This is a genomic window from Yersinia sp. 2466 StPb PI (assembly GCF_041538325.1).
Taxonomy (GTDB): Bacteria; Pseudomonadota; Gammaproteobacteria; order Enterobacterales; family Enterobacteriaceae; genus Yersinia; species Yersinia enterocolitica_E.
This window is the reverse complement of record NZ_JAULSL010000001.1, coordinates 2158501-2171778: the sequence shown is the minus strand read 5'-3', so window position 1 is coordinate 2171778 and position 13278 is coordinate 2158501. Positions and strand designations below refer to the sequence as shown.

Sequence of the window (13278 nt, the reverse complement as noted above, 5' to 3'; positions counted from 1 at the left end):
AATTCTCTGTCCTTTTGACATGTATTCTTGTTTTTGAGCCCTTTGGCTTGCGAGATAATTTCGTCTACCAAGTGCTCTCGTTCTTAAATCAACCTTGCACACGAAACAATATGACTGTCAGCGCAATGCTCAGATCGTGTAACTCAACTCTTTTCGGTGTAAGGCTCAGAAACAAACATGTCCATCCCAAGACTACGTGATAAGAACCGGGCAGCCAGTTGCCCTTTAACGCTGTTACCCGCACTGTCGAGTAGCGGTGCAAACGTCCCTAACCCCCCCTTTCCAGGTGACACCGTCACAATTCCACCACCAATACCGCTTTTGCCCGGCAGACCAATGTCATAAAGCCAGTCACCAGACGTTTCGTACAACCCTGCTGTTACCATTACCGCTAATGCGTAATGGCATACATCGTTGTCCACCACCCGCTCGCGAGTCAGTGGGTTAACCCCACCATCAGCCAGTGTCGCGCCCATCACCGCAAGATCTTTGGCGCTGACATTCAGCGAACATTGGCGGGTATATAAGTCGGTAGCAATAAGAGGATCGCACCCCAGACGGCCATAACCATGCAGCACATTAGCGATACCACGGTTGCGGAAGTTGGTTTCACAAGCAGATTGATACACTTCTTCGTTTAGTGTCAGCTTGCGTCCGGCAAAACGGCACAATCCGTCATAGATAAATTTCCACTGCTCATCACTGGTTGATCCAGGTACCAGACTGGTGGTGGCAATCGCACCGGAGTTCACCATCGGGTTAGTGCGGCCATCTGGCGTGCGTTCAATCGCAGTAACGGAGTTAAATGCCATACCGGTGCTGTTCACGCCCAGTTTTTCACGTGCAACTTTGGCTCCGATAGCCTGACAAACCAGCGCAAACACAAAGGGTTTGGAGACACTCATGATGGTAAACTCAACATCTACATCACCGGCAGAATGCACTTTACCGTTGGTGCCAACCATGCAGACGCCAAACAGATTCGGCGAAACGCGTTCCAATGCAGGATAAACGCTAGAAACTACACCTTCGGTATCTGCACCAAAACGTTTATGAGCTTCTTGCACCAATTTAACCACAGTGTCTGGGTCAGGTAGATGCCCGGTGGATACGTAGTCGATAATTCCATTCTTGCTATCATCTGTAGGCATATTCGCTATCTCCCGTTTACCTTTTGTTTATTTTTCTGTCTTTTTTTTTGCCTCTACCACTTATTTTAGGCGACAGTAATACTTTCACATTTTAATTTATATAAAATGGTAATAATGAATCTTGGCTTCTTTCACCTTTGGTTTTATCAATTAATCATGAAATTCTTAAGCTAAGATAGCTTAGGTTTAGAAAGCTGTATATCAGTTGTTTTCAATAAGATTGATTATTTTTGGTCAGACGAGAGAACAACGATACTATTGCAGTATCATGATATTAGCGATATGTGATAGGCGTAACGACGTAGGAATGATTTAATTAGCGGTAGTAGATTAGTAGGTAAGCTGACATTAAATTAGCATAATAGTGAGTGATTACTGGCAAAGTGTTGGGGAATAATCGCCACAGGGAAAGTGAATGTAATAAGAATCCGCCTGGCCTGCGGACTCTTATTATTAGTTTATTCCTATCGACTGCTGTTCTTTATACCAAGACCCATGCCAACCATACCAAAGCAAATCCGGTTAGCCCCATCAGCGTCGTCAATACTGTCCAGGTTTTTAATCCATCAGCGACGGAAAGCCCCAGATAACGTGTTACCACCCAAAATCCAGCATCATTAACATGGGATAACCCCAAGCCACCAAAACACGCCGAAAGGGTCACCAATACTAACTGCATGCTATCAAGCCCGGTAACCGCTTGGGTCAGCAAACCACTGGTAGTCAGGATTGCCACGGTAGCCGAGCCTTGAGAAGCACGTAATGCCAGCGAGAGCAGAAAAGCCGCGGGAATTAAAGGCAAGTGGATAGCTTCCAGTGAAACCGCCAATGCTTTGCCAACACCAGACTCAACCAGAACCTTACCAAAAGCGCCACCAGCGCCAGCAACCATAATGACCGCCGCCGACGTTGGAATAGCATCCCCCATAATCTGTTCTATTTTGTCCTTGCCCCAGCCACGGCGAATACCCAACAGATAGGTTGCTAACCCCAGAGCAATTAACAATGCAATGGCGGGCGTACCGATAAGCACAATAACCTCCCGCAGCAAGCTCTCTTCAGGCAACTCGGTAGCAGCCAACGAACCTAGCATGATCAAGGCGATGGGAATAATGATAAGTGAAGCAATTAAACCCGCCCCCGGGATTCGGTCACGAATATCCTTCGCCGGTTCAGCAGCAATCCCGGTTTCAGGTTTTGCCAACTGCAACTGCTCCAAAACGTCAATTGAAAGCGCATAGTTACGCCGATTCATACTCTTCGCGACCCAATACCCTATCAGCCCGACTGGAATAGAGATAAGGATGCCAATCATCATTAGCCGCCCCATATCCGCACCCAATAGCCCAGCCGCCGCCGCTGCTCCCGGATGAGTTGGCAAGGCCACATGTACTGTTAGCATGACCCCGGCCATAGGTAGGCCAAATTTAATGGGTGATACTTTAGCAACTTTAGCGAAACCATAAATAAGCGGGATAACAATGATAAAGCCAACTTCAAAAAATACCGGGATCCCCAAAATAAAGGCAGTCAGGGTTAATGCCATGACCGTGCGCTTGATCCCCAATGAGCCAGTAAATCGTTGAGCCAGAGATTCCGCACCACCGGAGGCTTCAATCAGCCCTCCCAGCATTGACCCAAGCACAATAATTATGGTTATCGAACCAAGCAATCCGCCCATACCGGACATAATCACTTTCATGATATTACTGACCGGAATACCTGTTGCTATTGCAACCAACAGACTGACAACCAATAACGCAACAAAGGGATGGACCTTGGCTTTAATGACTAATATTAATAAAAGTAAAACGCTGGCAACAGCAATAGTCAGCAGTAGGGAGGTAGACATTATTTAAACCTCGATAACAAAAAATATTACATAGGTTGTTTGTTATGTGCTTATTGGCACTTTTCTATTAATCTTATTCTGAGCCACACCCGCCTAATGCGAGTAACGAAGAAATAGCGCGCGGCCGCCAAACGACATCACGATGTTTTCTCGACTCTGTAATTATTATTTCTGTGATTCAAACAACCCGGTGAAGTGTTCGATGACAACAGCTATGATTGGTAAGGTTTTATCCAGCCTAAGCCTGCCATCGTATTAGCCCGTGGTTGATACTCGCAACCAATCCAGCCGCTATAGTTAATACTATCGAGTAGATCGAATAAGTACGGGTAGTTAATCTCCCCTTCATCTGGCTCATGACGATTCGGTACCGAGGCAATTTGAATATGGCCATAGCGCCCAGCTAAAGAGGTAATTAACTGACTGAGGTTGCCATCCACTATTTGCGCATGGAAGAGATCCAATTGGGTAAATACATTAGGCCGGTCGATAACATTAGCCAGTTCCAAGGTTTGATACTGACTGGAAAAAAGATAATTAGGTTTTATTTTCGGGTTTAACGCCTCAATCATTACCTTAATATTATGTTCGGCAAAGCGGTCAGCCGCATAGCGAATATTTTCAACAAATGTCTGCTGATAAACTGCACGATCAGCCCCCACCGGCACCACACCGGCCATCACATGGACTGACGGGCACCCTAGCACTAATGCATATTCCAACGCCAAATCTATATCGCGGCGCGCCTCTTGCTCCCGGCCAGGTAGTGCCGTCAGCCCCCATTCACCGCTACTGGTATTTCCAGGTGCGGTATTAAACAGCACTTGCTGCAAACTGTTTTCTGCCAGTGTCTGTGCAAGAAGTGCCGCCGGATAGTCGTAAGGGAATAGAAATTCCACCGCACTGAAACCGGCATCTTTGGCCGCCTTAAAGCGATCCAGGAAAGGAACCTCGGTAAACATCATTGATAAATTAGCCGCAAACTTAGGCATCTTTAACTCCTTAACTCTGCAATTTCGTCATCAGTCAAATAGCGAATAGGTCGGTCACCCAGCGTAAATATCAGACGAGCGGTTTCCTCTAGCTCCTCCATATTATCAGCGGCTTCCCGTAGGCTTTTACCCACCACAACCGGGCCATGATTTGCCAGCAGGAAAGCACGATAATGGGGTGCCAGCTTTGCCAACTCTTCACCCAACCGTGTGTCACCTGGACGATAATATGGCACCACCGGGACATCGCCGACCCGCATCACCACATAAGGTGTAAAGGGCTTGATGGCATTACGGCTATCCAGCCCTTGTAAGCAGGAAAGCGCTGTCAGATAGAGGCAATGGAGGTGAACAACCGCTTCACACGCAGGGTTATTAAGATAGATTGCGCGATGAAAACTGACCTCTTTTGACGGTTTATCACCTGAGATCCATTCACCTTCCAAACTGACTTTTGATAACCGTTCCGCATGCAGTTCACCCAGACAGGAACCTGTTGGTGTGGCCAATAATGTGCCATCAGCCAGTTTCATTGACAGATTTCCCGCAGAGCCAGTGGCGTAGCCCCGTTGGAAAAAGGACGCGCCTAACTTAACCATCTCTTCCCGCGCTTGCTGCTCATTCATACTGCGAACTCCGTTTGTGCTCTGGCAAAAAAGTTTTCGTCACCAAAATTACCTGACTTCAACGCCAGTGAAACCGGATGATCTGTGGATTTTACCCAAGGTACTCCCGGTGAGATTGCCGGGCCGATATGGAAAGCTTGAATACCCAGTGACTGCGCAACAATCCCTGAGGTTTCGCCACCAGCCACGATAAAACGCTGGAAGCCAAGTTGTTGTAAACGGTGTGCAATGGTACCGAACAGCCGCTCTACCGCCTCACTACTGGCAGCCGCCCCCCACTGCTGCTGAATTTTTTGTAACACCTCGGGTTCAGCGGTGGCATACAGTAACGGTGCCAACGGACCGCCCGCATTTTCCATTACCCACGCGCATAACTCTTCAGCATAAGATTCAGGTTCATTTAGGCAACGGGCGATATCTACCGATTGACTAGGCGCTTGTTGTGCATAACGAGCCACTTGACGGTTGGTCATCGCCGAGCATGACCCCGACAGCACCACACACAGTTTGCCTTGTGGTGCACCAGCAGATGTGGCTTGCGGCTGATGGGACTCATCACCAGCCCATTGCCGTGCCAGACCGATGGCCAAGCCGGATCCCCCGGTCACCAGTACCATGTCGCGTACTGCTTCACCCTGCGTGAGCAAGTGACTCTCGTTTAAGCTATCCAGCACCACATAACGTATGCCCTCTTCCTTTAGGTGAGCGAGCTGTGATCTCACCGCCTGAACCCCTTGGTCCATCACTGTACTGTTGATTAATCCACTGCGACCGCGCGCTTGTGCGTCCATCAGCCGCAAGAGATTGCTGTCTGTCATCGGCGTCACTGGGTGATTACGCATTCCCGACTCCGCCAGCAGTTGCCCCATCACAAACAGGTAGCCCTGATATACCGTCCTTCCATTCACCGGTAGCGCCGGAGAGATGATGGTTTGTTGCTGACCCAGTGCATCCAGTAATGCATCAGTGACCGGGCCAATATTGCCTTGCGCGGTGCTGTCGAAGGTTGAGCAGTATTTGAAGTAGAATTGTTGGCAGCCCTGCGTTTGTAACCATGCCAGGGCCGCCAGTGAGTCCGCCACCGCAGTTGCCGTTGGGCAAGATCGTGATTTCAGGCTGACCACTGCCGCATCGGCATTCACATGATAATCGGCATCAGGCACACCATTGATTTGCACCGTCGACATGCCATTTTCCACCAGAAAACTGGCGATATCGGTCGCGCCGGTAAAATCATCCGCAATTACACCGAGTCGCATCAGATATTCTCCTGTTTTTCCGGCAAGGTAATACCACTGAAAATCTTGATTACCGCGCTGTCATCCTGCTGACCAAAACCGGCGTTACTGGCTGAAGTAAACATGTTGAAGGCAGTTGATGCCAATGGCAGAGGAAAGTGCAGCGCTTTGGCGGTATCGGTCACCAGCCCTAAATCTTTTACAAAAATATCTACCGCCGATTTGGGCGAATAATCACCATCTACGACATGGCGCATACGGTTTTCAAACATCCACGAGTTACCCGCGGCATGGGTGACAACTTCATACATCGTATCCAACGGGATCCCCGCGCGCGCGGCCAGAGCCATCGCTTCGGCACCGGCAGCAATATGGACCCCGGCTAACAACTGGTGGATAATTTTCACGGTTGCGCCCAGGCCAATTTCATCACCGATGCGATAAACCTGCCCGGCTACCGCGTCTAATACTGGCTGTAACTTTTCGAAAGCAGCACGACTACCGGAGGCCATTACCGTCATTTCACCCGCAGCAGCTTTAACTGCGCCGCCCGATACTGGCGCATCCAACATAATGAGGTTATGTGCCAACAGCCCTTGCTCGATCAATTTGGCATCCTGGGCTGAGATAGTTGACGACACCATAACGGCAGTGCCGGGCCTTAATTTGGCCGCCAACCCCTGCTCGCCCAATAGAATCTGTTTTACTTGGGCAGCATTCACCACCAGCACCACAACGGCATCCAATTTTTTGGCAAAATCATCCGCGCTGACTTGGGCACTTATCGCGCCATTTTTTCGTAAGGTTTCCAGTGCCAGCGGATTAAGATCAACGCCGTAGGTCTGTAGCCCGGCTTTAATACAAGACTGTGCGGCCCCCATTCCCATAGAGCCTAGCCCGATAACGCATACTGATAGTGTTTCTGCGTGAGTCATATTCTCTCCGTGTTAATTTTGGTGATAATTTGATTTCTTATGTTAAGCATAGCCGGAGGTAAGGGCTGTTATCGTGAGTGAAATCACAATAATTAACACCAAAAATCATTAAATCACATCATTTCACATTTACCCATTCAGTAGCTCACCCCTGCATTCAGCAGCAAAATTAATCGATTAGCTATTTTTACCGCCTTTTTTTACCCGTAACATCACCCATTTCACCGCGGTGCGTAACATTTACGTTAAAAAATGAGAAAGAAATTTTCACTCTTGACGTATAATCACATTAATTACCATCCTATAGCCCGCAAGTGGGTGAATTTGGCGAGGAGTTAACGTGATACCGGTTGAACGTCACCAACAGATACTGGCACTGGTTGCCGAACGTGGAGTGGTTAGCATTGCTGAACTGACTGATCGTTTAGGCGTATCACACATGACTATTCGCCGTGACGTGCAGAAGCTGGAAGAGCAAGGCGCAGTGCTATCAGTGTCAGGTGGGGTGCGTTCCACCGAGCGGCTGGCCGCAGAACCCTCGCATCTGGATAAGACACTGATGTATAGCAGCCAGAAAAATGCCATTGGCATGTCAGCCGCACTGCATATTCCACGTAATAGCTGTATTTATCTTGATGCGGGAACAACGACACTGGCATTGGCGCGCCAATTGGAAGCCAGAGATGATTTATTGGTGGTGACTAATGACTTTGTGATCGCCAACTTTCTGATTGAATCCTGCCAATGCAGAATGATTCACTCCGGCGGCACACTGTGTCGTGAAAACCGCTCATGTGTCGGTGAGGCAGCAGCCCGCGCCCTACGAAACTTGTCCATCGATATCGCTTTTATTTCCGCGTCCTGCTGGGGATTGCGGGGTATCTCTACGCCAGACGAAGATAAGGTGGTGGTCAAACGGGCAGTCTGTGAAGTCAGCAGTAAGCGCGTGCTACTGGCTGATGCGTCAAAATACGGCAAAATAGCCACCTATCTGGCATTACCGTTAACTGATTTTGATGTGGTTATCACTGATAGCAGTTTATCGGCAGCGGCCCATGACGAGTTGGCCGATAAAGAGATTGAATTGATCATCGCCTCCGTCCCGCGCTTGGCAAATTGATGATAAAACCGCTTGTAGCGGTTCCTTGCGCGGCAAATGGGACAACCGCCTGACAGCATTCAGTTTGAATAATTATATAAATCGTTATGTAGTTAAAGTAATTCTAAGTCTTAGCATCCTAATAAATAAACGGCGTAAACTATAGGGTAATTGAGTTTACCCGTTTATTTAGCTTACCGCTGATTCACCCACCCCCGATTACCTCAATCTAGCGGTCGATGCATCACACTGGTCAGTGTCTCTGGAGCATGACATGAACAACGCAACAACGGCAGCAAAGCAAAAAGTGCCGTTACGGCTCAGCACCACGATTACCTTGATGGTTTCTGGGGTCATTGTCTCGGTGCTGTTGGTGGTTCACACCCTGTTCTTTATTCAGCTCAGTCAAATGGCACAGGATAGTTTGCAAGACAAGGCCGTTGCCGTAGCACGTACATTATCGTTCTCGCCCACGATTATTAACGGATTGAGTGACCCGGCTGCCGGACGGCAGATTCAGGCTTATGCCAGTGAAGTTCAGAAAGCCAATGGTCTGTTGTTCATCGTGGTTACCGATATGAAAGGCATCCGTTATTCACACCCTAATCCTGAAATGATCGGTCAACACTTTATCGGTAATGATCTGCAACCTGCGCTTGAGGGGAAAGAGAACAGTGCGATAAACCGTGGCGTCCTTGAGCAAGCATTACGTATTTTTATTCCGGTCTATGAGCCGCACGGCAAACAGTTAGGGGTGGTCGCCATTGGTATCTCACTGACCAGTATCGATTCGGTAGTGAGCGAAACTCGCTGGACCATTCCCTGGACCATATTATTCGGAGCTTTGATTGGCTCCTTGGGCACCTGGTTTTTAGTCAAAGCGCTTAAACGAATTATGCTAGGTTTCGAGCCGTATGAAATATCTAATTTATTCGAACAGCGTAACGCCATGTTGCAATCCATTAAGGAAGGCGTCATTGCGGTTGATGCCAACTCACGCATTACCGTCGTTAACCATGAAGCAAAGCGCTTATTTAAACAAAGTGGGCCGATGGAGAACTTATTATTAAGTAATGCCAGCAAATATTGGCCGGTGCGCTTGTACTTACAGCAAGTATTGGAAACGGGCATCGCTCGCCGTGATGAAGAGATAAACTTTAATGGCAGCATATTACTGACCAACACCGTGCCGGTAATAGTAAAAGGCGATATTATCGGTGCTATTGCCACCTTCCGCGATAAAACTGAAGTGAGCCAACTGATGCAACGCTTGACCGGTATGGTGCACTATGCCGACGCGTTACGGGCGCAGTCACATGAATTTATGAATAAACTTCATGTCATTTTGGGTCTGTTGCATATGAAGTATTATCAGCAACTTGAAGATTACATCGTTAAAACCTCCAATAATTATCAGGCAGAAATTGGATCGCTGTTGCGTAAAGTAAAATCGCCGGTGATAGCCGGTTTCCTGTTGGGGAAAATTAACCGTGCGCGCGATTTGGGGATAACCCTATCCATCAGTGACGAAAGCCTGCTCCCCGATACCGATAATGAGCAAGTGACCACCACTTTGATTACGGTGTTGGGTAATCTAATCGAGAATGCCATGGACGCCATTGGTAGCCTGAGTCAACGGGAGATCAATGTCAGCTTCCACTATCAAAATGGCCGGCTACATTGTGTTGTCAGCGATGATGGGCCGGGTATCGCATCAGAATTGCAAAGCCGTATTTTTGATAATGGTTTTTCCACTAAAGGAAATGAGCACGGTATCGGTTTGAGCCTGGTGCGTCAGAGTTTAGAGAGTATTGGTGGCAATATAGAATTTGATTCTGAAGCGGGCGTTTTTACCCAGTTCTTTATCAGCCTTCCTTACGACATCACACCGAATGACATTCCTTCAAACAACATCAGCGCGGTAAATCATGATTAATGTATTGATAGTAGATGATGATGCAATGGTAGCTGAGCTGAACAAGTGCTATCTGAGCCAAGTGGCAGGCTTTAACTGCTGCGGTACAGTGTCCAGTTTACAGCAAGCCAGAGAGCATTTGATGACAACAGAACACCCCATTGACCTGGTGTTATTAGATGTTTTTATGCGCCAAGACAATGGCTTGGATTTGCTGCCAGTGTTGCGTGAATTCAGCGAACATACTGACGTGATTGTTATTTCATCTGCCACCGATGTGAATACCATTAAGAAAGCGCTGCAATACGGTGTAGTGGACTATTTAATTAAACCCTTCCAGTTTTCGCGTTTCGAAGAGGCACTCTCCACTTACCGGGAAAAACAGAGTTTGCTGGGGCAACGTGAATATTGTGCTCAGGAAGATGTCGACTCATTACTGCGGCGTAGCAATGCGACGCCAACTGAGCGCAAGAAGCTACCCAAGGGGCTGACAGCACAAACACTGCGCACGGTGTGTGAATGGATTCAGGAAATGCAGGATGGGGAATTTTCAACCGAACAAATGGCGAACGCCATTGGTATTTCACGGGTTTCTTGTCGCAAATATTTGATTTACCTTTCTGATACCGACGTTTTAAGCACTAAGGTACTTTACGGTGCGACCGGTCGGCCAGTTTATCTCTACAAGTTGCTACCCAGCCAGCAAGAAGTCTTAAAGCAGTATTGCCAGTAATGAGCCGCACTGCCTCGAAGCTGTTTTTATCAACCAGCACGCACAAAAACTGTCCTGATAAAAAACCAGCGGCATCCGCTCAGGGATGCCGCTGATGACCTCAGTCTTATCGGGCAGTTATTTACATAATCCAACCCAACAGTAACGTAGCCCCAATGACGGTGGACGCACCGCCGATACGGGTTGCTATCTGGGCAAATGGCATCAGTGACATTCGGTTCGAGGCAGAGAGAATAGCAACATCACCGGTGCCACCTAGCCCGCTGTGGCAACTGGTGACGATCGACGCTTCAACCGGATACATATTCAGATAGGGTGCGATAATAAAACTGACCGCGGCCATCGACAACACCACCGCACCACACACCACCACATAACCGACAGAGAATACGGCGACGACACTTTCCAGTGGAACATACAGCATCCCCAATCCAATCATCAGCGGCCATACCAGTGTGGTGGAGACGAATTTATACCAACTGTGCGCACCTTGTTCCATTTTCGACGGAATAACCTGCGCATATTTACACATCACCGCAATCAAAATCATTAGCACCGGGCCGGGAATGTGGACAATCTTTTCAAATAAGCCCCCGACAATAAAGAAAGCACAGGTCATTAATAACCCACCGCCCATCAGTTGGAAATCGGCTTGCTTTGGCCCTTCCTGGGCGGTAAATACCGCATTATCTTGTGCCGAGCGAATTAACATCCCCTCGCCATTGAGATCCTTGCGACGCAGACCAATACGAGCCAGCACCCCGGCACAAATAATAGCGAAAATATTCCCCACCACCGCAGCCGGTGCCAGTTGGGCCACATACACATCAGGAGCCTGACCAAGGATAGCCGAGTAAGCCAACGACAATGGCAAGATGCCCTCACCAATACCGCCACCGATGATAGGTACAATAATAAAGAAGAAGGTGTGATAAAGAGTAAAACCAAATAATTTACCCACCAGCAACCCCGTAACCACCGCCGTAATGGTTCCCACCACTAGCGGGACAAACATCCGGGTCATTCCCTGAATAAGCACCACGCGGTTCATCCCAAGAATACTGCCGACCACCAGACTGGCGATAACAAAATAGAGTAAGTTCGCCTCTTTCATCAGCAAGTGGACAGTATCCAAGGTGTTGGTTTGGAAAATACCAAAATAAACCAAAACCGAGGGTACCATTAAACACAAAATTGCTGGCCCACCGATATCTTTCAACACCGGTATGTGGCGGCCGATATGTGATAAAACAAAACCCATCGTCATGATTACAGCCAGCCCGCCAATCATATTTTTGGGTAAATAACTGGCATAAGCCGAAATGAATACAATAGCTGAAATAGTCATAAATAATGCCATTGGCATAGTATTTATGTTCATCTGATTTAAGTGTGCAATAACTCTCTTGATTGCAGATTTCCCCGACATGTCAATCTGTTCGACGGGAGTAAGCACGACATCCTGATTTATTTTTTTCATTTTAGACCTACTATTGGGTAGCACCTAAGGAACGGGAGGTAACGGATCTAATGCTTTAGCCGGTTATAGTGATTTGATATTTTTTGACTGATGTATCTCAATGAGGCATCGACCAACCTGGCACTTAAAAATTATTATTGATGTTAAAAACAACAAAAAAAAATTCAAATGTGAATATAGAATGGCAAACTACCACTCTATTTAAAATAAAAGAACAGTTAAGGTGCAACGATGTATTGTATTTGCGAGGCTATCGTCAAGTTTATTTTAATTAACTTAACTTGGTGTTTTGTAATTAAATAATCTGAAGGATGTGAGATTTGTCTGTTATACTTTTTTGTCGCTGACAGACAAACCTATACTGAAATACCACCTGTTGTTATTTGGTGCTACTCTTCATCTATTGACGAGCCTGCAATACGAACTAAATGAATGATTAAGTACAACATTTCGTCATTTGAGAGAGTAATACTGAGCAGGTTTTTGATGTATTCACCGATTAACATACTGCAACGGTACTCACCAGGGTACTCGCGGATCATTTGTTCAAAAATAAAGTCATCTTTGGTTTCTATCTGGTTACGTTCAATCATTCGCTGGATAAAAAATTGCATATGCGTCAAAAAGCGTTGGTAATTTAGCGAGTCTTGATCAATTACGACATTAAAATGGTATTTTATAATATTAAATATGTCTTTCAACATCTTAACTGAGAGCAGTGTACTTTCCATACTCTGAATATCAGTTTGACCATTAACCAAGTGGAAAGCTATATTTCCCGCTTCCTCTTCAGGTAACTGAATATTGAGTTTCTCATTTAAGTATTTAACTGCTTGTTGCGCAATGGAAAATTCATGCGGATAAAATCTTTTTACTTCGTATAACAATCTATTTTGGATTGAAATCCCTTTGTGAAAACGTTCGATGGCAAAGGTAATATGGTCCGTTAGAGTAAAAAATAGCTGTTCACTAAGCTTTCCCTTCAGGCTGGCATTGGCGTCACTCATAATATTCTGCACCAAAGATATATACTCTTCTGGCGTATTTTCGATCAACCTAACATATTCTCTACTGGTTTGAGTGTTTTGTATCACATAGACTTTTTCTATTTTCCCAGCATCAATCGCATCACCAATTTTGCTATTAAATCCAATACCTTTCCCCATAACAATAACTTCATTATTGTTGGCATCGACAGATAAGACCAGGCTGTTATTCAATACTTTAATGACATCCATTTTTCTAGCCACCCCTGTC

Annotated in this window: 11 protein-coding genes; 3 read left to right on the top strand and 8 right to left on the bottom strand. The window is 46.8% G+C overall.

The features are described from left to right. Positions 1 to 143: 143 nt before the first annotated feature. The 6 genes from glsA to ltnD form a co-directional block, all read right to left on the bottom strand. Entirely contained in the window at positions 144 to 1151 is a 1008-nt protein-coding gene (glsA, locus tag Q2T72_RS09810) for a glutaminase A (RefSeq protein WP_083159084.1), read from the bottom strand. Between the two features lie 481 nt (positions 1152 to 1632). Further along, the gene (locus Q2T72_RS09805) at positions 1633 to 3003 is read right to left on the bottom strand and encodes a GntP family transporter (protein WP_083159085.1); all 1371 of its coding nucleotides are present in this window, start codon (positions 3001 to 3003) and stop codon (positions 1633 to 1635) included. A gap of 212 nt (positions 3004 to 3215) precedes the next feature. After that, positions 3216 to 3995, bottom strand: coding sequence for a 2-oxo-tetronate isomerase (gene otnI, locus Q2T72_RS09800; protein ID WP_083159086.1), 780 nt, complete (start codon positions 3993 to 3995; stop codon positions 3216 to 3218). Positions 3996 to 3997: 2 nt separating this feature from the next. Continuing rightward, on the bottom strand, positions 3998 to 4621 hold the full coding sequence (locus Q2T72_RS09795; RefSeq protein ID WP_372569093.1) for an aldolase: 624 nt from the start codon (positions 4619 to 4621) through the stop codon (positions 3998 to 4000). Beyond that, positions 4618 to 5880: a 3-oxo-tetronate kinase gene (otnK, locus tag Q2T72_RS09790; protein WP_372569092.1), complete on the bottom strand. Its 1263-nt coding sequence runs from the start codon at positions 5878 to 5880 to the stop codon at positions 4618 to 4620. The genes Q2T72_RS09795 and otnK overlap by 4 nt, the downstream gene beginning before the upstream one ends. Next, positions 5880 to 6794, bottom strand: coding sequence for an L-threonate dehydrogenase (gene ltnD / locus Q2T72_RS09785; RefSeq protein WP_083159089.1), 915 nt, complete (start codon positions 6792 to 6794; stop codon positions 5880 to 5882). Before ltnD ends, otnK begins: the two co-directional genes overlap by 1 nt. Positions 6795 to 7134: 340 nt before the next feature. Here ltnD and ygbI point away from each other — a divergent pair, with 340 nt between their 5' ends. The 3 genes from ygbI (at position 7135) to dcuR (ending at position 10541) form a co-directional block, all read left to right on the top strand. After that, entirely contained in the window at positions 7135 to 7914 is a 780-nt protein-coding gene (gene ygbI, locus Q2T72_RS09780) for a DNA-binding transcriptional repressor YgbI (RefSeq protein WP_083159090.1), read from the top strand. Between the two features lie 253 nt (positions 7915 to 8167). Further along, the gene (locus tag Q2T72_RS09775) at positions 8168 to 9829 is read left to right on the top strand and encodes a sensor histidine kinase (RefSeq protein ID WP_083159091.1); all 1662 of its coding nucleotides are present in this window, start codon (positions 8168 to 8170) and stop codon (positions 9827 to 9829) included. Further along, a complete protein-coding gene (dcuR, locus tag Q2T72_RS09770; RefSeq protein WP_083159092.1) occupies positions 9822 to 10541 on the top strand; it encodes a two-component system response regulator DcuR in 720 nt (239 codons plus the stop codon). The genes Q2T72_RS09775 and dcuR overlap by 8 nt, the downstream gene beginning before the upstream one ends. Positions 10542 to 10662: 121 nt before the next feature. Here dcuR and Q2T72_RS09765 read toward each other — a convergent pair whose 3' ends face one another. Both Q2T72_RS09765 and licT read right to left on the bottom strand, forming a co-directional pair. Continuing rightward, positions 10663 to 12021, bottom strand: a complete 1359-nt coding sequence (locus Q2T72_RS09765) for a 2-hydroxycarboxylate transporter family protein (protein ID WP_372569091.1) — start codon at positions 12019 to 12021, stop codon at positions 10663 to 10665. A 389-nt stretch (positions 12022 to 12410) separates the two neighbouring features. Next, positions 12411 to 13259 carry a BglG family transcription antiterminator LicT gene (gene licT / locus Q2T72_RS09760; protein WP_372569090.1) on the bottom strand — a complete coding sequence of 283 codons (849 nt, stop codon included), beginning with the start codon at positions 13257 to 13259 and terminating at the stop codon, positions 12411 to 12413. Positions 13260 to 13278: the final 19 nt, after the last annotated feature.